The following is a 20,379-nucleotide window of genomic DNA, read 5'->3' on the forward strand; positions in this document are numbered from 1 at the left end:
GGGGTGGGCCGATGAAGCTCGTCTTCGCCGGCACGCCCGAGCCGGCCGTCCCCGCGCTGCGCGCCCTGCTCGACTCCGGCCGCCACGAGGTCGCCGCCGTCGTCACCCGCCCGGATGCGCAGGCCGGCCGCGGCCGCCGCGTCGTCCGCTCCCCGGTCGGCGCCCTCGCCGACGAACACGGCATCGAGGTGCTGACGCCTGCGCGGGCGAGCGACCCGGCCTTCCTCGCGCGCCTGACCGAGCTGGCGCCGGACGCCTGCCCGGTGGTCGCCTACGGCGCGCTGCTGCCGCAGGCCGCCCTCGACATCCCGCGCCTCGGCTGGGTGAACCTGCACTTCTCGCTGCTCCCCGCGTGGCGGGGCGCCGCACCCGTGCAGGCCGCGATCCGCGCCGGCGACGAGATCACCGGCGCGTCGACGTTCCGGATCGTCAAGGAACTGGACGCGGGCCCGGTCTACGGCGTCGTCACCGAGGCGATCGGCGCGACCGACACCGCCGGCGGCCTGCTGAGCCGGCTCGCGGAGTCCGGGGCCAAGCTGCTGCTGTCCACCATGGACGGTCTGGCCGACGGCAGCCTCGTCGCCCGCGACCAGCCCGCCGAGGGCACCAGCTACGCGCCGAAGGTGACGGTCGAGGACGCTCGGGTGTCCTTCGCCGACCCGGCCTCGGCGGTCGACCGGCAGATCCGGTCGGTCACCCCGGACCCGGGCGCGTGGGCGGAGTTCCGCGGGGAACGGCTGAAGCTCGGCCCGGTCACGGTGCTCGACGAACCCGGCCCGCCGCCGGGCGAGATCGTGGTCGAACGCAAGCGGGTGCTGGTCGGGACGGCGACGAAGCCGTTGCGGCTCGGCGAGGTCCAGGCACCCGGCAAGAAACGGATGGCGGCCACCGACTGGGCTCGCGGATCACGCATCGAGCAGGGAGAACGCCTCCGGTGAACGACCACAGGGAACGACGTCCGTCACGGCCGCAGCGGGGGCGCCCCGCGCCGCGCAAGGAAGGGCCGCGTCGCCCGCCGGAGGTGGACGCGCCCCGGCAGGCCGCGTTCGACGTCCTCGCGGCCGTGCGCACGAAGGACGCCTACGCCAACCTCGTCCTGCCCGACCTGCTGCGCGAGCGGCGGATCACCGGCCGCGACGCGGCGCTGGCCACCGAACTCGCGTACGGCGCCTCGCGGGCGCAGGGCCTGCTCGACGCCGTGATCGCCGCCTGCGCCGAGCGCCCGCTCTCGCAGACCGACCCGGCGGTGCTCGACGCGCTGCGCCTCGGCGTCTACCAGCTGCTGCGCACCCGCATCCCCGAGCACGCCGCCGTGACGTCCACTGTGGACCTCGTGCGTGCGGAAGCCGGTTCGTGGGCCACGGGTTTCGCGAACGCCATCCTGCGCAAGGTGTCCGAAAAGGACGAAGCGGCGTGGCTGGACGAGCTGGCGCCGGACGAGGCCACCGACCCGATCGGCGCCTACGCGCTGCGCACCGCGCACCCGCGCTGGATCGCCCGGTCGTTCGCCGAAGCGCTGGGGGACAAGGGCGCGGGCCTCAAGGCCGCGCTCGAGGCCGACGACGCGCGGCCGGAGGTCCACCTGGTCGCCCGGCCCGGCGAGATCAGCGCCGACGAGCTGGCCGCGATCACCGGCGGCGACCCGGCGCCGTACTCGCCCTACGGCGTCCGCCTGCCCGCGGGCGCCGGCGACCCGGCCGACGCCGAGCCGGTACGCGAGCGGCTGGCCGCCGTCCAGGACGAGGGCAGCCAGCTGTGCGCGATCGCCGCGACGAAGGTGCCCGTCGAGGGTTCCGACGAGCGCTGGCTCGACCTGTGCGCCGGCCCCGGCGGCAAGGCCGCGCTGCTCGGCGCGCTGGCGGCACTGAGCGGCGCGACGGTGGACGCCGTCGAGAAGGCGCCGCACCGCGCGAAGCTCGTCGAGAAGGCCACGAGCGGGCTGCCGGTGAAGGTGCACGTCGCGGACGGCCGCGAGTCCGGGCTGGAGCCGGGGTACGACCGGATCCTGGTCGACGCGCCGTGCAGCGGGCTCGGCGCGCTGCGGCGGCGGCCGGAGGCGCGCTGGCGCCGCCGGCCCTCGGACGTCGCGGACCTGACGAAGCTGCAGGGCGAGCTGATCACGGCGGCGTACGGGCTGCTGCGGCCGGGCGGCGCGCTCACCTACGTCGTCTGCTCGCCGCACCTGGCCGAGACCGAGGGCGTGATCGGCGAGACGGCCCGGCGGCTGAAGGCCGAGGTGCTGGACGCGCGCGAGCTGTTCCCGGGTGTGCCGGAGCTCGGTGACGGGCCGTACGTCCAGCTGTGGCCGCACCGCCACGGCACCGACGCGATGTTCTGCGCCGTGCTGCGCAAGCCGTGAGGGATCTCGGGCTGGTCGCCGGCTCGTGCGGCGGGCTGGACACCCGGTTCGCCGCCGAGCTGGTCCGGCCCGCCGCCGAGCGCGGCTGGCGTCCGGCGATCACGCTGACGCCGACGGCGCACCGCTGGCTGGAGTCGACGGGTGCGCTCGCGGAGGTTGCTTTGTCGACCGACCTGCCGGTGCGCAGCGTGTCGCGGTTGCCGGGGGAGCCGCGGCCGCACCCGGACCCGTCGGTGTTCCTGTTCGCGCCGGCGTCGGCCAACTCGGTGGCCAAATTGGCGTTGGGGATCGCGGACAACCAGGCGCTGACGGTGCTCGGCGACGTCCTGGGCGCGCCGGGGATCACGATCGTGGTGGCATACCAGATCCAGGACACGCGGGTGTTCCACCCGGCGTGGCAGCGCCACCTCGACACCTTGGCGGGCGCCGGGGTGACCCTGCACCGGCTGGACATCGGCCGGCCGTGGACGGAAGCCCTGGACCTGCTGCCCTAGCCGCTACGAACACGCCGCCGCATCGGTCGCGGCCAGCAGGTGCTCGTTCGTGTCGGCCGGGGTGGGGTTCTGGTTCAGCACCACCGTCACCCGGCGGCCGTCCGGGCCGGTGCCCGCCAGGTTCGTGAAGCCGATGATCCCGCCCTCGTGTCCCCAGAACTCCCCGCACGACAACGGAATGCTCCCCAACCCCAGCCCGTACCGCGCCCCGGGCGCCCCGAGATCGGCCGGCACCGTGCGCTTCATCTCCGCCAGCTCGGCCGGCCGCAGCAACCGGCCGCCCAGCAGCGCGCCGTAGAACCGGTCCAGGTCGGCCGGCGTCGAGACCAGCCCGCCCGCCGCGCCCGCGATCGTCGCGTCGAAGTCGCTGAAGTCCACCAGGTCCGACGTGTAGCCCACCGCGTGCGGGTCCGGCAGCTGCTCGTCGCCCCGGCGCGGCAAGTACGTGTCGCGCAACCCCAGCGGCCGGGTGATCCGCTGGGCGATCAGGTCGCTCGGAGCCCGCCCCGTCACCTTCTCCGCGAGCATCCCCGCCACGATGTAGTTCGTGTTGGAGTACGACCAGCTCGTCCCCGGCGGGAACAGCGCCGGGTGCTTCAGCGCCAGCGCCACCAGCTCTTCCGGCGAAGCGCCGCGGTGCCGCAACGCCTCCGGGTCGCTCAGGTCGAAGTCCCGCAGGTAGTCGGGAATCCCGCTCGTGTGCTGCAGCAGCTGCCGCACGGTGATCCGCCGGTCGGGCAGCAGCCCCGGCAGGTATCGCTCGACCGGTGCGTCGAGCTTCACCCGGCCTTCGCCGACGAGCTGCAGCACGACCGTGGCCACGAACGACTTGGTGACGCTGCCCGCCCGGAACGAACCGTTGCGCGGGAACGCTTTCCCGGTCGCGAGGTCACCCGCGCCGCTGCGCACCACCCGCGTCCGGTGGCCGTCCTGGATCACCGCTTCGGCGCCCGGCACGCCGTCCTGGGCGGTGAGCACGTCCAAGCGAGCCTGCACCGAACCGGCCGCGAGCGCCGGTGCCGCCGTGGTCGCCGCCAGCAGCACGACCAGCGTGCCGGCCGCGACGATCCGCACTGACTTCCGCATGAAAGAACCCCCTGGTGTCTCGGTGCTCCCACGCTAGGGAGCCGGGACACCAGGGGGCATGGGGCAGGCCGCCGGAACGCTCCGGGGGCCTGCCCCACCACGTCAGCGCAGGCGAAGCGCCCGCTTGAGGGTCCCGAACAGGTCGGTCTGGTTGGTCAGCCCGACGATGTTGGCCGCCTGCGGGCCGAGGCCCGCGATGCGCACCTGGGTCCCGGTGTGCGACTGCGAGCCGCCCGTCTCCGCCGTGCCGTACGCCAGGGTCATGTTCGCGCCCTCGTTGGTGACGAGCGTCGCGGTCAGGCCCGGGGTGGCCGTCGGCTCGACGATCTGGCTGCTGTGCCCGTGGTCGGCCGTCACCAGCACCAGGGTGTCCGGGTGGCTGCGGGCGAACGCCGTGCCCGCCGCGATCGCCGCGTCGAAGTCGACCGTCTCGCCGATCTGGCCGCACGGGTCGGCCGCGTGGTCCTGCTTGTCGATGCTCGCGCCCTCGACCTGCAGGAAGAAACCCTTGTCGCTGCGGCGGTCGTCGAGCAGCTCGAGCGCCTTGCGGGTCTGGTCGGCCAGCTTCGGCTGGGTCGGCGGCAGCTTCGGGTTCGGGGTGCAGCGGGTCGGCGCGGTGCCGCCGTGCACGGCCGCCGGGCCGGTCCAGTTCACCGGCATGTTGCCGTCGGCGAACAGGCCGAGGACCGGCTTGCCCTTCTTCGCCGCGGCCAGGTCGGCCGCGGTGTTCACGACGGTGTAGCCGGCCGCCTTGGCCTGCTCCAGCACGGGCTTGCCCTGGAACTTGCCGGCCGTCACGGGCTGGTTGAAGTACTTCGCGCCGCCACCCAGCAGGACGTCGGGGCGGGTCTGCACCAGCTGCTCGGAGATCGAGCCGAGGCCGCCGTTCTCCTTGGCGTTCTTCGCGCACTTCGCGGTCGTCTCGACCGGGCCCTTGCAGTCGCGGTTGACGACGTGCGAGCCGAGCACGGCCGGGGTCGCGTCCTGGACCTCGGCGGTGGTGACGTCGCCGGTGCGCAGGCCGTTGCGCTTGGCGATCTCCAGGATCGTCGGCACGTCGTTGCCGTACGCGTCGACGGAGATGGCGCCGTTGTAGGTCTTGGTGCCGGTGGCCCAGCCGGTGCCGGACGCGGCCGAGTCGGTCACGTAGTTCGGCTTGGCCGGGTTGTTCTGTTCCACGGCGTACGTCGTGTAGTCGCCGGTCAGCGGCAGCTCGTCCATGGCGAGCCGGCCCGCGGCGCCGCGCTCGTAGTTGCGGGCGGCGGTGATCTCCGACTGGCCCATGCCGTCGCCGATGAACAGGATCACGTTGCGGGCGTGGCCGCCCTGGATCGCGGCGCGCACGTCGTTCGTGCGGTCACCGGTGCCGGCCGACGAACGCGCGTCGGCGGAGTCGGAGCCGCTGGTGGCGAGGGCGACCGGGGCGGCGGCGACCAACGCGGCGCCGAGCGCGCCCGCGACCAGCCACCGGCGGCGGCCGGCGAACAGCGAAGCCATGTTTCTCCTCATTGGGGGACTTCGGGGGTTACGGCCCGGATTTCGGACACGGGCTATTAGTCCTCCCGCATGTGTGGGGCGAAGAGACTGAAGGTGGCCACCGCGTGGCCGCTGATCGAACTCATGGCTGCGCACGGGTGACCGGGAGCACGTTGGTTATTGACCGGCGAGATGACCCGGCCGCACGACGCCCGCTTCGTAGGCGATGACGACGGCGTGGCTGCGGCCGGTCGCGCCGAGCTTGCCGAAGATGTTGCCCACGTGGGTCTTCACGGTCTCCAGGCTGATCACCAGCTCGGCGGCGATGTCCTGATTGGACAGTCCGCGCGCGACCAGCCGGAGCACCTCCGCCTCGCGCCGGGTGAGCGCTTTCGCGGCCTTCGCGTACGCCCCGCCCGGTGGCCGGGCGGTCACCAGGCGCCGGATCGCCTCGGGGAACAGCAGCGATTCCCCGGCGGCGACGGTCCGGACCGCGTGCGCGATCTCCTCCTTGCGCGCCCGCTTCAGCAGGAACCCGCTCGCACCGGCCAGCAGCGCCTCGTGCACGTAGTCGTCGTGGTCGAACGTCGTGACGACGAGGACCTTCGGCGGGTCGTCGAGCGAGCCGAGCAGCTGCCGGGTGGCCTCGATGCCGTCCGTGCCGGGCATCCGGACGTCCATCAGCACGACGTCCGGCCGGGTGCGGCGCACCGCGGGCAGCACCTCGGCGCCGTCGGCCGCCTCGCCGACCACGGGAATGCCCTGCTGCTCCAGCAGCGCCCGCAGCCCGGTGCGGACCAGGGGCTCGTCGTCGGCCAGGAGCACGGTGGGGCTCACGCGCCCGCCCGCAGCGGGATCGTCGCGGCCAGCCGCCACCGTTGCCCGTCCGGGCCCGCGTCGAGCTCGCCGCGCAGGGCTTCGACGCGCTCGGCGAGCCCGGCGAGCCCGCGCCGCCCCGGCCGCGGCTCCCCGCCGGGCAGCGCGTTGACGACGGCGATCAGCAGGCGCTCGGCCCCGGCCTCGACGCGGACGTCGACCGCACCCGGGCCGGCGTGGCGCAGCGCGTTCGTCAGGCCTTCCTGGACGATCCGGTAGCCCTCGCGCGACACCGCCGCGGGCAGCGCGGACACCGGCCCGGTGACGGTGAGCCGGACGTCGAGCCCGGCTTCGCGGGCACGCACGGCGAGGACGTCGACCTCGGCCAGCGTGCGGGCCGGCTCCTTCGCCGCGGGTTCCTCGCGCAGCAGGCCGAGAACGTGGTCGAGGTCTTCGAGGGCGGATCGAGACGCTTCTTCGATCGTGCCGAGCGCGCGCCGCACCTGGGCCGGGTCGGCTTCGACCAGCTCGGCCGCGGCCGCCGCCTGGATGGTCGACGTCGTCAGCGTGTGCCCGATCGAGTCGTGCAGCTCGCGGGCCAGCCGGTTGCGCTGGGCCAGCACGGCGGCACGGCGTTCGGCGAGTGCCGCGCGTTCGGCATCGGACGGCCCGAGCAGCGCTTCCGCGCCGGTGCGGAACGCGCGGGTGGCGCCGGCGACCAGCACGACCGCGCCGAAGAACAGCACGAGGCCGAACGGGACCGTCCACGCGCCGATCGGCACGTCGTCCCAGAACAGGCTGATGCGGTCCTGCCCACCGGCCAGCCACACCGCGGGGACGAGCAAGCCGAGCCCGAGGAACGCGAGCACGGTGAGCAGCACGCCGCTCAGCAGCGTGTGCAGGGCCAGCCACAGGCCCGAGCGCAGCCGCGTACCGGCGTCGGGCCGCCCGGCCGGGGCCGGGACGGTGGTCCCGAGCAGGAGGTTCGCCAGCCCGATCCCGGCGCGCCGCACCGGCCCCAGCAGGCCCAGCAGTCCCGTGAGCACCGCGATGGCGACCAGGGCGAGCAGCGCCCGCACCCGCGAGTCGGCCTCGACGGACACCGCCGCGGCGAAGGCGAAGGGGGACACCGGCACCATCAAGAGGGCGCCCGCGACGGCGAACGGGAGGCCGCGGTAGCTGCCGAGCCGGGCCAGGGAACGGAGGAATCCGGACATGCGGCGAGCGTAGGGCGGCCGGTGTGGCCGCCGCCTCCCTCCGCGGAGCCAGATCCTGGTCACAACCGGTTAGTGAGCGTTAGCACGCTCCTCCTACACTCAGGACGTGGCAGACCGACCCCTGATCGCCCCCAGCATCCTGTCCGCGGACTTCGCCCGGCTCGGCGAGGAGATCGCCGCCGTGGCCGGCGCGGGGGAGACCCGCGCCGACTGGGTCCACGTCGACGTCATGGACGCGCACTTCGTGCCCAACCTGACCCTCGGCCTGCCCGTGGTCAAGGCGCTGCTCAAGAGCACCGACGTGCCGATCGACTGCCACCTGATGATCGACGACCCGGACCGCTGGGCGATCGGGTACGCCGAGGCCGGCGCCTACAACGTCACCGTGCACGCCGAGGCGGCCAAGGACCCCGTCGCGCTGGCCAAGGACCTGCGCGCCGCGGGCGCGAAGGCCGGCCTGTCGATCAAGCCGGGCACCGCGCTCGAGCCGTGGCTGGACGTCCTCAAGCACTACGACACGCTGCTGGTCATGTCCGTCGAGCCGGGCTTCGGCGGGCAGTCGTTCATCGCCGACGTCCTGGAGAAGGTCCGCGCCGCGCGGCGGCTGGTCGACACCGGGCACCTCAAGCTGGTCGTCGAGATCGACGGCGGCATCAACGCCGACACCATCGAGCAGGCCGCCGAAGCGGGTGTCGACTGCTTCGTCGCCGGATCCGCCGTCTACGGGGCGGCCGACCCGGGCAAGGCGGTCGCCGCGCTGCGCGAGCAGGCGGCCCGGGGCCGCGCCGGCTGACGCTCGCGGCGGCACCGGAGAAGCCACCGGGCCGCGGCGGGTGTTGGATGGAAGGACCGGCTCACTAGGAGGCAGCGCACGTGTTCACCGGCATAGTCGAGGAGATCGGCGAAGTCACCGCCGTCGAGCAGCTGACCAACGCGGCCCGGCTGCGCGTCCGCGGCCCGCTGGTCACCAGCGACGCCGGGCACGGCGACTCGATCGCGGTCAGCGGGGTGTGCCTCACGGTCGTCGAGGTCTCCGGCGGCGAGTTCACCGTCGACGTCGTGAACGAGACGCTGCAGCGCTCGAGCCTGGCCAAGGTCGCGACCGGCGACCGGGTCAACCTGGAACGCGCCACGCCCGCGGGCGGGCGGCTCGGCGGGCACATCATGCAGGGCCACGTCGACGGCACCGGGACGTTCCTCGGCCGCGACGAGAACGGCGTCACGACGTTCTCGCTGCCCGCGCACCTCGCGCGGTACGTGGTCGAGAAGGGCTCGATCGCGGTCGACGGGATCTCCCTCACCGTCGCCGCCGTCACCGACGACCGGTTCCAGGTGGCGTTGATCCCGACCACGCTCGAAGCGACCACCCTCGGCGGCCGGGAGGCCGGCGACGTGGTCAACCTCGAGGTCGACGTGGTCGCGAAGTACGTGGAAAAGCTGGCCGAGGCGCATATCCGCGACCAGGTGCACAATCGGGACGGCGGCACGGAGGAGCGGTCATGAGTGAGACGAGCGCGGCAGAGCCCGAGGCGGGCTGGACCCCGTGCGGCACCGGCGCGGTGTTCGACGCCGACGCCATCGAGCGGGCGATCGCGGACGTCGCGGCGGGCCGTCCGGTCGTCGTGGTCGACGACGAAGACCGCGAAAACGAGGGCGACCTCATCTTCGCGGCCGAGAAGGCGACGCCGGAGCTGCTGGCCTTCATGGTCCGCTACACGTCGGGCTACGTCTGCGTCGCGCTCACCGAGAGCGAAGCCGACCGGCTGGACCTGCCGCCGATGTACCACACGAACCAGGACGCGCGCGGCACCGCGTACAGCGTCACGGTCGACGCCGCCGAGGGCATCAGCACCGGCATCTCCGCCGCCGACCGCGCGCACACCATCCGGCTGCTGGCCGACCCCGCGTCCACGGCGAAGGACTTCCGCCGTCCCGGGCACGTCGTGCCGCTGCGGGCCAAGGAGGGCGGCGTGCTGCGCCGGCCCGGGCACACCGAGGCGTCGGTCGACCTGGCCCGGATGGCCGGGCTCGCCCCCGCCGGCGTGCTCTGCGAGATCGTGTCGCAGAAGGACGAAGGCGACATGGCGCGCCGCGACGAGCTCGAGGTGTTCGCCGCCGACCACGACCTCGCGATCATCACCATCGCCGACCTGATCGCCTACCGCCGCCGCACCGAGAAGCAGGTCGAGCGCGTCGCCGAGGCGCGGATCCCGCTGGCCGCGGGCACGTTCCGCGCGGTCGGCTACGACTCGCTGCTGGACGGCATCGAGCACGTCGCGTTCGTCTACGGCGAGATCGGCGACGGCCAGGACATCCTCGTCCGCGTCCACTCCGAGTGCCTGACCGGCGACGTCTTCGGCTCGCTGCGCTGCGACTGCGGCCCGCAGCTGGAAGCGGCCCTGGAGGCCGTGGCGGCCGAGGGCCGCGGTGTCGTGCTCTACATCCGCGGTCACGAGGGCCGCGGCATCGGCCTGCTGCACAAGCTGCAGGCCTACCAGCTGCAGGACGACGGCGCGGACACCGTCGACGCGAACCTCGCGCTCGGCGTCCCGGCCGACGCCCGCGACTACGGCACGGGCGCGCAGATCCTCTGCGACCTCGGCGTCCGCACGATGCGGCTGCTGTCGAACAACCCGGCCAAGCGGATCGGCCTGGAGGGCTACGGCCTGCGCGTCACCGGGCGCGTGCCGCTGCCCATCTCGCCGAACCCGGAGAACCTGCGCTACCTGCGGACCAAGCGCGACCGGATGGGGCACGACCTGGCCCAGCTGGAGCACTACGACCAGGTCGGCGCCGGCACCGAGCACGCGGACGGAGGAGCACTGTGAGCGGCGAAGGCCGTCCCGACGTTGCGCTGGACCTGACCGGCTGCAAGTCGCTGAAGCTCGGCATCGTGGCCACGAAGTGGAACTCGGACATCACCGACGTCCTGCTGGAGCGGGCGCTGGTCGCGGCGAAGGAAGCGGAGCTGGAGGAGGAGCCGACGGTCGTCCACGTCGCGGGCGCGATCGAGCTCCCGGTGGTGGCCCAGGCGCTGGCCCGCAACCACGACGCGGTGGTGGCGCTGGGCGTGGTCATCCGCGGCGGCACCCCGCACTTCGAGTACGTGTGCGACGCGGTGACGGCGGGCCTGACCCGGGTGGCGCTGGACGAGAGCACCCCGGTCGGCAACGGCGTCCTGACGTGCGACACGCACGAGCAGGCGGTCGACCGGTCGGGCCGCCCGGGCGCCAAGGAGGACAAGGGCTACGAGGCGACGGTGGCGGCCCTGGACACGGCCCACGTGCTGAAGGGCCTGCGCCAGCCGTGGACCGAGCGGGGTTTCGTGTGACTCTCCTGGTGATCCGCCCGCGGCGCGCGCTGATCATGTGCAGCGTGCTGGCGGTGGCGCTGCTGGCGGTGTTCGTGGTGGTGGCGGTGCTGCTGCGCAACGGCAACACGGGCGTCCACTTCCAGCGCTCCGACCAGGCGGCGATGATCGGCATCGGGATCCTGCTGGCGTGCGGGGTGATGCTGTTCGCGACCGCCAGGGTGCGCGCGGACGAAGAGGGCATCGAGGTCCGGAACGTCCTGGTGACCCGGCGGTTCCAGTGGGGCGAGGTGCTTTCGGTGAGCTTCCCGGACGGCGCGTCGTGGGCGCGGCTGGAGCTGCCGGACGACGAGTACCACGCGGTGATGGCGATCCAGGCGGTGGACCGGACCCGGGCGGTGGAAGCGGTGCGGGCGTTGCGGAAACTGCACCGCGCGGCCACCGGCGGCTGACCAGAGCGCCCGCCCGGCGGGTCAGAGGTTCAGATCCACCACGATCGGCGCGTGGTCCGAGGGGCCCTTGCCCTTCCGCATGTTCCGGTCCACATAGGAATCCGTCACCGCGGACGTGAACGCCTCGTTGCCGTACACCAGGTCGATCCGCATCCCCTTGTTGTTCGGGAAGTTCCCGGCCCGGTAGTCCCAGTACGTGAACGGGTGGTCGTACTTCAGCGGCCGCGGGAACACGTCCGACAGCCCCAGCTTCCGAAGGCGGGCCAGGGCTTCCCGTTCCGCGGGAGTCACGTGCGTCGACTCCGCGAACAACGCGATGTCCCACACGTCCGCGTCCGTCGGCGCCACGTTGAAGTCGCCCAGGACCGCGAACGGCCCGGACGACACCTCCGAAGCCACCAGCGAGTGCAGCGACGACAGCCACTCCAGCTTGTACCCGTAGTGCGGGTTGTCCGGCTCACGCCCGTTCGGCACGTACACCGACCACACCCGCACCCCGCCGCACGTGGCGCCGATCGCCCGCGCCTCCGCCTCGCCGTCGAACCGGGGCTCGTCCGGCAGTCCGCGCACCACGTCCGACAACCCCACCCGTGACACGATGCCGACGCCGTTCCAGCGCCCGAGCCCGTACGCCGCCACCTCGTAGCCCAGTGCCTCGATCTCGGCCAGCGGGAACTTCTCCGTCGTGGTCTTCAGTTCCTGCAGGCACAGCACGTCCGGCGCCGTCTCCTCCAGGAAGCCCAGCACCCGGGGCAGGCGGGGGACGATGGAGTTCACGTTCCAGGTGGCGATCCGCATGCCGGGGAGCATCCCACACGCCACCGACAGAACCGGGGCAGCGCCGCCCCGGAGGCTCACACGCCCGCGGTCGTCCGGATCCAGGACCGGCTCGACGCCACGCTCGCGTAGTTGTTCGTCCCGCGCGTGTTCGTGCCGCTCTGGTTCTGGACCGTCGACGCGACGCCCACCTGCACCCCGTCCGAGAGCTGGGGGCCGCCCGAGTCGCCCTTCCACGCCGACCCGTTGATGCCGACGCTCTGGATCGCTCGGCCGCCGTACGCGTCCGTCGAGCGGCCCGTCACCTGGACGTTCGCCGTCTTCAACGCCGACGCCGGCGGGCCGGTCGGGGTGGTGCGGCCCCAGCCGTAGAGCTGGTTGGTGCTGCCCGTCGCCGGGTCGGCGCCGCCCAGCTTGATCGGCGCCGCGCTCGTCGCCGCGGCCAGGTGCAGCAGCGCGATGTCGCCGTTCGGGGACTCGTACTCCCCGTCGACCGCGATCTCGGTGCCCGAGAACAGCGTGTTGCTGCCGACCTTGACGTGCATGCCCGACCCGTCCTGGTCGAGGCAGTGCACCGCCGTCATCACCCAGCGCGCGGCGATCACCGTGCCCGAGCAGTTGAAGCCCTCGAAGTCACGGCCGGGGGTGTTGACGTACACCTGCGCGCCCCACGACACGGTGGGGGCGGTGGTGCCGCCGACGATGTTCGGCTGGACGCCGGCGGAAGCCACGGCGCCACCCGCGAGAGTCAGCGCGACGGCGGCCGAGGACAACACAGCGGCGGCGCCGAGGAGACGGAGAGAGCTCACGGTGGGGATCCTTTCGGACGGGGGCCGGATCGGCCGGTCGGAAAGTAACCACCGCGTCACCCAGGGGGACACCTACCGAAGTCGGGACGCCGACGATCACCCTACTTCCGGCGGGCAGCCTGGGGGCCCGCCGAGAAGTGTCGGTGGTGGCAAATAGGCTGGGGGAGTGGCTGACCCGACCACCTACCGACCCGCTCCGGGAAGCATCCCGGAGGCCCCTGGCGTGTACAAGTTCCGTGACGCGACCAAGCGGGTCATCTACGTCGGCAAGGCGAAAAGCCTCCGCAGCAGGCTGAACTCCTACTTCGCCGACCTCTCCGGCTTGCACCCGCGCACGCGCCAGATGGTGACGACGGCGGCGAGCGTCGAATGGACCGTCGTCACCACCGAGGTCGAGGCGCTCCAGCTCGAGTACAACTGGATCAAGGAGTTCGACCCCCGGTTCAACGTCCGCTACCGCGACGACAAGAGCTACCCGGTGCTCGCGGTGACGCTGAACGAGGAGTTCCCGCGCCTGCACGTCTACCGCGGCGCGCGCAAGAAGGGCGTCCGGTACTTCGGGCCGTACGCGCACGCGTGGGCCATCCGCGAGACGCTCGACCTGCTGCTGCGCGTCTTCCCGGCCCGCACCTGCTCGGCCGGGGTGTTCCGGCGCCACGGCCAGATCGGCCGGCCCTGCCTGCTCGGCTACATCGACAAGTGCTCGGCGCCGTGCGTCGGGCGCGTCTCGGCGGACGAGCACCGTGACATCGTCGAGGACTTCTGCGACTTCCTCGCCGGCAAGACCGACGTCATGATCAAGCGCCTGGAAGCCGAGATGGCGGCCGCGTCCGAGGAGCTCGAGTTCGAGCGCGCGGCCCGGCTGCGCGACGACCTCGGCGCGCTGCGCCGCGCCATGGAGAAGCAGGCCGTGGTGCTCGGCGACGGCACGGACGCCGACGTCGTCGCGTTCGCGCACGACGAGCTGGAAGCCGCCGTCCAGGTCTTCCACGTGCGCGGCGGCCGGGTCCGCGGCCAGCGCGGCTGGGTGATCGACAAGGCCGAGGAGATGGACGTCCCGGCGCTGGTCGACCACTTCCTCACCCAGTTCTACGGCGACGAGGCCGAGCTCGACGCCCGCGACGACGTCGACACCGGGCCGGTCGTCCCGCGCGAGGTGCTGGTGCCGGAGCTGCCCGCCGACGCCGACGCGGTCGCGGAGTGGCTGAGCGGGCTGCGCGGCTCCCGGGTGCAGCTGCGGGTGCCGCAGCGCGGCGACAAGAAGGCCCTCGCGGAGACGGTCGAGCGCAACGCGGGGGAGGCGTTCACCCAGCACAAGCTGCGGCGGGCCGGCGACCTCACGGCCCGCTCGGCGGCGCTGACCGAGCTGCAGGAGTACCTGGCCCTCGACACCGCGCCGCTGCGCATCGAGTGCATCGACATCAGCCACATCCAGGGCAGCGACGTCGTGGCGTCGCTCGTGGTGTTCGAGGACGGGCTCGCGCGCAAGTCCGAGTACCGGCGCTTCGCGCTGCGCGAGGCGGCCGAAGAAGGCGATGTGGCCTCGATCGCCGAGGTCGTGCGCCGGCGCTTCTACCGCTACCTCAAGGAAACCGCGGAGGACACGAGCAAGCCCGGCCTCGACCCGGAGACCGGCCGGCCGAAGAAGTTCGCCTACCCGCCGAACCTGCTGGTCGTCGACGGCGCGGGCCCGCAGGCCACCGCGGCCGCGGACGTGCTGGCCGAGCTCGGCATCACCGACATCTCCGTGATCGGGCTGGCCAAGCGGCTGGAAGAGGTGTGGCTGCCCGCCGACCCCGACCCGGTGATCCTGCCGCGCACGTCGGAGGGGCTGTACCTGCTGCAGCGGCTGCGTGACGAGGCCCACCGCTTCGCCATCACCTACCACCGCGAGAAGCGCTCCAAGCGGCTGGTGACGTCCGAATTGGACAGTGTGCCCGGGCTGGGGCAGGCTCGCCGCACCGCGCTGATCAAGCACTTCGGCTCGGTGAAGAAGCTCAAGCAGGCCAGGGTCGAGGAGATCGAGGCGGTGCCCGGCTTCGGCAGGCGCACCGCGGAGGCCGTGGTCGCCGCGCTGGCCGGGGAGTCCGGTGCGGGCAACGGCACACAAGCAGGGGAGTAGGGAAAGACAGTGAGTGCGCAAGAGGAGATCCGCGGGTCCGGCATGGAGGTCGCGGTGGTGTCCGGGCTGTCCGGGGCGGGCCGCAGCACGGCGGCCAAGTGCCTGGAGGACCTGGGCTGGTTCGTCGTCGACAACCTGCCCCCGGAGCTGATCGCGACGATGGTCGAGCTGGGCGCGCAGGCGCGCGGCGCGATCACGAAGGTGGCCGTCGTCATGGACGTGCGCTCGCGCGCGTTCACCGACGACCTCGCCTCGGTCATCAAGGACCTGGACGCGCGGGGCTACAAGCCGCGCGTGCTGTTCCTGGAGGCGACCGACGCGGTGCTGGTGCGGCGCTTCGAAGCCGTCCGCCGCGGCCACCCGATGCAGGGCGACGGCCGGCTCGCCGACGGCATCACCGCGGAGCGGACGCTGCTGGAGCCGCTGCGCGAAGAGGCCGACCTGGTGCTCGACACGTCGTCGCTGTCGGTGCACGACCTGCGCGCCAAGATCGAGGACGCGTTCGGCTCCGAGGCGAGCACCCAGACCCGGGTCACCGTGCTGTCCTTCGGCTACAAGTACGGCCTGCCGATGGACGCCGACCTGGTGATGGACGTCCGGTTCCTGCCGAACCCGTTCTGGATCCCGGAGCTGCGCGAACACACGGGCCTCGACGGCGAGGTCCGCAACTACGTCCTCTCGCAGGAGGGCGCCGAGGAGTTCCTGGACCGCTACCACCAGCTGCTGCGGCTGATCGGCGCCGGCTACAAGCGCGAGGGCAAGCGGTACCTGACGCTCGCCGTCGGCTGCACCGGCGGCAAGCACCGCAGCGTGGCGCTGTCCGTCGAGCTCGCCCAGCGTCTGTCCAAAGAGGACGGTATGGCCGTGAAGGTGGTGCACCGCGACCTTGGTCGTGAATAACGTGCGCGCGGTCGCCCTCGGGGGCGGCCACGGGCTGCACGCCACGTTGTCCGCGGTGCGGCGGGTGACCCCCGACGTCACCGCGGTCGTGACCGTGGCCGACGACGGCGGATCGTCCGGCAGGCTGCGGCGCGAGCTCGGCCTGCTGCCGCCGGGCGACCTCCGGCAGGCCTTCGCCGCGTTCGCCGCGGAGGACGGCGGCACGCTGTGGGCCGAGGTCTTCCAGCACCGCTTCGGCGGCGACGGCGCACTGGCCGGCCACGCGGTGGGCAACCTGCTGCTGGCCGGGCTGTTCGAGGTGCTCGGCGACCCGGTCGCGGCGCTCGACGAAGCCTGCCGGCTGATGGGCGTCTCGGGCCGCGTGCTGCCGATGTCGCCGGAGCCGCTGGAGATCGAGGGCCAGGTCAGCGGTCTCGACAGCGAAGACCCGGCGGCGCTGCGCACGATCCGCGGCCAGGTCGCGGTGGCGTCGACGCCGGGGCAGGTGCAGCGCGTGAGCCTGCACTCGTCGGGCCGCCCTGGGCGGCCGCCGCTGGCGTGCGAGGAAGCGGTCGAGGCGGTGCTGAACGCCGACGTCGTCTTCCTCGGCCCGGGTTCGTGGTTCACGAGCGTTTTGCCTCACCTGCTCGTGCCCGGGCTGCACGACGCGCTCGTGAAAACCACCGCGACGAAGGTGCTCGTGCTCAACCTTGTCCCCCAGCCGGGGGAAACCGCGGGGTTCTCGCCGGAGCGGCACCTGGACGTACTCTTCGAGCACGCGCCCGATCTGCGGGTCGACGCGGTGATCGCGGACCGCGATTCCGTGCCCGACCCGGCGAATCTCCGGCGCGCGGCGGAACGGCTCGGCGGCCGGGCGCACCTGGGGGCGGTGGCCGACCCCGAAGTGGCGGGACGGCATGATCCTGATGCGCTCGCGCGGAGTATGCGGGAGGCTCTCGGTCTCGGCAGGGGCGGGGAGTACGGGGGAGGAGCGAAAGGCAGGGAGGGGCAGCAATGGCGATGACCGCCGCGGTGAAGGACGAGCTGAGCCGGCTGGAGATCACGAAGATCGGGCCGCGCCGGGCGGAGGTCGCGTCACTGCTCCGCTTCGCCGGCGGGCTGCACATCGTGGCCGGCCGGGTGGTCGTGGAGGCGGAGCTGGACACGGGCTCGGTCGCGCGACGGCTGCGCAAGGAGATCCACGAGCTGTACGGCCACCATTCGGACGTCCACGTCATCACCGCCAGCGGCGGGCTGCGCAAGGGCACCCGGTACGTCGTGCGCGTGGTCAAGGACGGCGAGGGCCTGGCCCGCCAGACCGGGCTGATCGACCAGCGCGGCCGCCCGGTGCGCGGGCTGCCCGCGGCCGTGGTGTCCGGGGGAGTGGCCGACGCGGAAGCGGCGTGGCGCGGCGCGTTCCTCGCGCACGGCTCCCTGACCGAACCGGGCCGCTCGTCGTCGCTCGAGGTGACCTGCCCGGGCCCGGAGGCGGCGCTGGCGCTGGTCGGCGCGGCGCGCCGGATGGGCATCCAGGCGAAGTCCCGCGAAGTCCGCGGAGCCGACCGGGTGGTGGTCCGCGACGGCGACGCGATCGGCGCGCTGCTGACCCGCCTGGGCGCGCACACGAGCGTCCTGCAGTGGGAAGAGCGCCGGATGCGCCGCGAGGTCCGCGCGACGGCCAACCGCCTGGCGAACTTCGACGACGCGAACCTGCGCCGGTCGGCCCGCGCGGCGGTCGCGGCGGCGGCCCGGGTGGAGCGGGCACTGGAGATCCTGGGCGACACGGCGCCGGACCACCTGCTGGCGGCGGGCAAGCTCCGGCTGTCGAACCGGCAGGCGTCGCTGGAGGAGCTGGGCCAGCTGTCGGACCCGCAGATGACGAAGGACGCGGTGGCCGGGCGGATCCGCCGGCTGCTGGCGATGGCGGACAAGCGGGCGAAGGACCTGAACATCCCGGACACGGAATCCGCGGTCACCCCGGAGATGCTCGAAGAGGAAGACGCCTGACGGTCGGCCGCCGTCGGGTCGCGGCCGTCGATGCTGCGTTAACCGGGGCCGCCACTTCGTAACACCGCGGTAGCACCCGGGCGGCACCCTCGAAACGCGGCACCTCGAACCTCGGAGACGACCGAGGGAAGGGGAAAGCATGCGCAACGCACGCCTGCAGGTGTCGCCGGAGGTCGGTACCTGGCTCGCCCGGCGCAGCAGCAAGGCCGGCGACTGGACGACCGACGAGCTCGTCGCCGCCAAGCGGGGGACCACCGTCTCCGTCGTCATCCCGGCCCGGAACGAGGAAGCCACCGTCGGGGCGATCGTCACCGCCATCCGCGAGGAGCTGGGCGGCAGCCTGGTCGACGAGATCCTCGTCGTCGACAGCCACTCCACCGACGCCACCGCCGAGGTCGCCGCCGCGGCCGGGGCCCGGGTCGTCGCGCAGGACGCCGTCTTCCCCGCCCTGGAGGGGCTGCAGGGCAAGGGCGAGGCGCTGTGGAAGGGCGTCGCGGCGACGACCGGCGACCTCGTCGTCTTCGTCGACGGTGACCTCTACGACTTCACCACCGACTACGTCACCGGGCTGCTCGGCCCGCTGCTGACCGACCCGGCGGTGGCCTACGTCAAGGGCTTCTACCACCGTCCGCTGAACGGCGCGGCGGGCAGCGAGCCGGAAGGCGGCGGCCGCGTCACCGAGCTGGTCGCCCGGCCGCTGCTCAACATGTTCTGGCCGGAGCTGGCCGGGTTCGTGCAGCCGCTGGCCGGCGAGTACGCGGGCCGCCGCGAGGTGCTGGAGAGCATCCCGTTCGTCGTCAACTACGGCGTCGAGATCGGGCACCTCATCGACCTGCTGGAGCTGCGCGGCCTGGACGCGCTCGCGCAGGTCGACCTCGGCCACCGCGTCCACCGGCACCAGAGCACGCAGGCGCTGGGCCGGATGTCCGGGCAGATCATGCAGACGCTCTTCGACCGCCTGGAGCACCACGGCCGCCTGGTCACCGCGATCCCGCCGGCCACGCTGCTCGCGCAGTTCCAGCGCGGGGTCTCGGAGAACGGCGTCGAGCGCGAACTCGTGCTGACCGACCTGACGTCCCCGCAGCGCCCGCCGCTGGCGACCCTGTCGGCGGCGCTGCGCCCGGAGAACGCGCTGGCCCTGCGCGAAACGGCGTAGGTCAGCGGTCGCCGCGCAGGAACAGGGCGCTGGTCAGCAGGCCGAGGAGGACGATCGCGGCGTTCACCGCGATCGCCGCCTTCAAGCCGCCGAGGATGGCCGTGGCTCCCGCCGACGTCACCACGACGCTCATGATCGGCGTCCCCATCGTGATGCCGACCTGCTGGGTCATCGTGGCGAGGCCGGTGGCCAGGCCCTGTTCGCGGTCGGCCAGCCCCGAGGTGGCCGTCACCATGAACCCGACGATGACGAGCATGTTGCCGACGCCACCGGCGAAGCCGGCGACCAGCATCAGCACCATCCACGAGCGGTCGTCGCCGAGGCCGAGCAGGGCCGCGGTGAACACCGCCTGCAGGATGCCGCCGACGATCAGCGTGCGCTTGCTGCCGACCTTGCCGATGACCTTCGGGGCGAGCACGCCGCCGGTGACCGTGCCCAGGCCGAGCACGCCGAACGACAGGCCTGCCGCGAGCGGGGAGAAGCCGAGCACTTCCTGCAGGTAGAGCGTCAGCGGGAACACCAGCGAGGTCTCGGTGAGGAACGCGATCAGGCCCGCGACATTGCCCCAGGCCACCGACCGCCTGCGGAGCACGGAGAGCGGCACGAGCGGCGCGGCCACCCTGCGCTCGACGGCGTGGAACACCAGCAGCAGCACCACACCGGCGGCCAGCGACCCGAGGACGGTCGCCGAGCCCCAGCCCGCCTCGCTCGCCTGGGTGAGGCCGAAGATGACGGCCAGCAGGCCGAGCGTCACGGTGACGGCGCCGGGCACGTCGAGCCTGGGACGATCGCCGGGCCGGGACTCCTTGATCACGGCCGGGGCGACGAGCAGCACGGCGAGCGCGACCGGCACGTTGACGAAGAACGCCCACCGCCACGACAGCAGGTCGGTCAGCACGCCGCCGAGGATGGCGCCGGCGGTGAAGCCGCTCGACATCAGCGCGCCGTTGAGGCCGAGCGCCTTCCGGCGCAACGGGCCCTCCGGGAACGACACCGTCATCAGCGACAGCGCGGCCGGCGTCACGGCGGCGGTGGCCAGCCCCTGGAAGACGCGCGCGACGATCAGCATCTCCGGGTTCCGCGCCAGACCGCCCAGGATCGACGCCGCGCCCAGGACGACCAGGCCGCCGAGGAACAGCCGCCGCCTGCCGAACAGGTCCGCGACCCGGCCGAAGAACAGCGTGAACCCGGCGGCGCACAGCGCGAACGCGGTCGCGATCCACTGCAGGTGCCCCAGCGGGAAGCCGAGGTTCCCGCCGATCACCGGCAGCGCGACGTTCAGGATGGCGAAGTCCGCGGCGAGCATGAACTGCGTGGCGAGCAGCAGCACGAGCACCAGCCGCAGCCGGGGGGTGAGCCGGGCGGGCGCCTCGGTTTCGGTGACGGACACGGGAGTCCTTTCCAGCGGGGTTCGTCGAT

20 protein-coding genes are annotated in these 20,379 nt (G+C 73.1%); 13 read left to right on the top strand and 7 right to left on the bottom strand.

All coding sequences use genetic code 11. From position 1 onward, the window contains the following. Positions 1-11: 11 nt before the first annotated feature. From fmt to AB0J40_RS03000, 3 genes are read left to right on the top strand one after another with little or no spacing between them, the layout of a single operon-like run. Positions 12-938 (top strand): methionyl-tRNA formyltransferase, encoded by a 927-nt coding sequence (gene fmt, locus AB0J40_RS02990; protein WP_364446615.1) that lies wholly within the window; start codon positions 12-14, stop codon positions 936-938. Next, positions 935-2,359 carry a transcription antitermination factor NusB gene (locus AB0J40_RS02995; RefSeq protein WP_364446616.1) on the top strand — a complete coding sequence of 475 codons (1,425 nt, stop codon included), beginning with the start codon at positions 935-937 and terminating at the stop codon, positions 2,357-2,359. The genes fmt and AB0J40_RS02995 overlap by 4 nt, the downstream gene beginning before the upstream one ends. Then, positions 2,356-2,853, top strand: a complete 498-nt coding sequence (locus tag AB0J40_RS03000; RefSeq protein ID WP_364446619.1) for a flavoprotein — start codon at positions 2,356-2,358, stop codon at positions 2,851-2,853. Before AB0J40_RS02995 ends, AB0J40_RS03000 begins: the two co-directional genes overlap by 4 nt. Positions 2,854-2,856: 3 nt before the next feature. On the opposite strand, the gene AB0J40_RS03005 is transcribed toward AB0J40_RS03000, so the two are convergent. From AB0J40_RS03005 to AB0J40_RS03020, 4 genes are all read right to left on the bottom strand, one after another. Further along, positions 2,857-3,939, bottom strand: a complete 1,083-nt coding sequence (locus AB0J40_RS03005) for a serine hydrolase domain-containing protein (protein WP_364446622.1) — start codon at positions 3,937-3,939, stop codon at positions 2,857-2,859. A 102-nt stretch (positions 3,940-4,041) separates the two neighbouring features. Further along, positions 4,042-5,436: an alkaline phosphatase gene (phoA, locus tag AB0J40_RS03010; RefSeq protein WP_364446625.1), complete on the bottom strand. Its 1,395-nt coding sequence runs from the start codon at positions 5,434-5,436 to the stop codon at positions 4,042-4,044. 156 nt (positions 5,437-5,592) lie between these two features. Beyond that, the gene (locus AB0J40_RS03015) at positions 5,593-6,252 is read right to left on the bottom strand and encodes a response regulator transcription factor (RefSeq protein WP_364446627.1); all 660 of its coding nucleotides are present in this window, start codon (positions 6,250-6,252) and stop codon (positions 5,593-5,595) included. Beyond that, complete coding sequence (locus tag AB0J40_RS03020; RefSeq protein WP_364446630.1) at positions 6,249-7,448, bottom strand: histidine kinase; 1,200 nt, start codon at positions 7,446-7,448, stop codon at positions 6,249-6,251. The genes AB0J40_RS03015 and AB0J40_RS03020 overlap by 4 nt, the downstream gene beginning before the upstream one ends. Before the next feature lie 121 nt (positions 7,449-7,569). On the opposite strand from AB0J40_RS03020, the gene rpe reads away from it, so the two are divergent. From rpe to AB0J40_RS03045, 5 genes are all read left to right on the top strand, one after another. Next, positions 7,570-8,241, top strand: a complete 672-nt coding sequence (gene rpe, locus AB0J40_RS03025; protein WP_364447298.1) for a ribulose-phosphate 3-epimerase — start codon at positions 7,570-7,572, stop codon at positions 8,239-8,241. An 80-nt stretch (positions 8,242-8,321) separates the two neighbouring features. Continuing rightward, positions 8,322-8,951: a riboflavin synthase gene (locus AB0J40_RS03030; protein WP_364446633.1), complete on the top strand. Its 630-nt coding sequence runs from the start codon at positions 8,322-8,324 to the stop codon at positions 8,949-8,951. Next, entirely contained in the window at positions 8,948-10,276 is a 1,329-nt protein-coding gene (locus tag AB0J40_RS03035) for a bifunctional 3,4-dihydroxy-2-butanone-4-phosphate synthase/GTP cyclohydrolase II (protein WP_364446635.1), read from the top strand. The genes AB0J40_RS03030 and AB0J40_RS03035 overlap by 4 nt, the downstream gene beginning before the upstream one ends. Continuing rightward, entirely contained in the window at positions 10,273-10,779 is a 507-nt protein-coding gene (ribH, locus tag AB0J40_RS03040; RefSeq protein WP_364446638.1) for a 6,7-dimethyl-8-ribityllumazine synthase, read from the top strand. Before AB0J40_RS03035 ends, ribH begins: the two co-directional genes overlap by 4 nt. 35 nt (positions 10,780-10,814) lie before the next feature. Then, complete coding sequence (locus AB0J40_RS03045) at positions 10,815-11,210, top strand: PH domain-containing protein (protein ID WP_364447301.1); 396 nt, start codon at positions 10,815-10,817, stop codon at positions 11,208-11,210. Positions 11,211-11,231: 21 nt separating this feature from the next. On the opposite strand, the gene AB0J40_RS03050 is transcribed toward AB0J40_RS03045, so the two are convergent. Both AB0J40_RS03050 and AB0J40_RS03055 read right to left on the bottom strand, forming a co-directional pair. Beyond that, the gene (locus tag AB0J40_RS03050) at positions 11,232-12,008 is read right to left on the bottom strand and encodes an exodeoxyribonuclease III (RefSeq protein WP_364446640.1); all 777 of its coding nucleotides are present in this window, start codon (positions 12,006-12,008) and stop codon (positions 11,232-11,234) included. A gap of 56 nt (positions 12,009-12,064) precedes the next feature. Further along, positions 12,065-12,796 (bottom strand): trypsin-like serine protease, encoded by a 732-nt coding sequence (locus AB0J40_RS03055; protein WP_364446643.1) that lies wholly within the window; start codon positions 12,794-12,796, stop codon positions 12,065-12,067. Positions 12,797-12,962: 166 nt separating this feature from the next. Here AB0J40_RS03055 and uvrC point away from each other — a divergent pair, with 166 nt between their 5' ends. From uvrC to AB0J40_RS03080, 5 genes are all read left to right on the top strand, one after another. Continuing rightward, a complete protein-coding gene (gene uvrC, locus AB0J40_RS03060) occupies positions 12,963-14,918 on the top strand; it encodes an excinuclease ABC subunit UvrC (protein WP_364446646.1) in 1,956 nt (651 codons plus the stop codon). Between the two features lie 42 nt (positions 14,919-14,960). Beyond that, on the top strand, positions 14,961-15,818 hold the full coding sequence (gene rapZ / locus AB0J40_RS03065) for an RNase adapter RapZ (protein WP_003101350.1): 858 nt from the start codon (positions 14,961-14,963) through the stop codon (positions 15,816-15,818). A 1-nt stretch (position 15,819) separates the two neighbouring features. Continuing rightward, entirely contained in the window at positions 15,820-16,821 is a 1,002-nt protein-coding gene (gene yvcK / locus AB0J40_RS03070; RefSeq protein WP_364446648.1) for a uridine diphosphate-N-acetylglucosamine-binding protein YvcK, read from the top strand. Beyond that, the gene (whiA, locus tag AB0J40_RS03075) at positions 16,812-17,804 is read left to right on the top strand and encodes a DNA-binding protein WhiA (RefSeq protein ID WP_086671216.1); all 993 of its coding nucleotides are present in this window, start codon (positions 16,812-16,814) and stop codon (positions 17,802-17,804) included. Before yvcK ends, whiA begins: the two co-directional genes overlap by 10 nt. A 139-nt stretch (positions 17,805-17,943) precedes the next feature. Then, positions 17,944-18,960: a glucosyl-3-phosphoglycerate synthase gene (locus tag AB0J40_RS03080; protein ID WP_364446651.1), complete on the top strand. Its 1,017-nt coding sequence runs from the start codon at positions 17,944-17,946 to the stop codon at positions 18,958-18,960. Between the two features lies 1 nt (position 18,961). Here the strand turns inward: AB0J40_RS03080 and AB0J40_RS03085 are convergent, their stop codons facing one another. After that, positions 18,962-20,350 (bottom strand): MFS transporter, encoded by a 1,389-nt coding sequence (locus tag AB0J40_RS03085; RefSeq protein WP_364446654.1) that lies wholly within the window; start codon positions 20,348-20,350, stop codon positions 18,962-18,964. Positions 20,351-20,379 lie beyond the last annotated feature (29 nt).

Source organism: Amycolatopsis sp. NPDC049691 (genome assembly GCF_040675005.1).
GTDB lineage: Bacteria > Actinomycetota > Actinomycetes > Mycobacteriales > Pseudonocardiaceae > Amycolatopsis.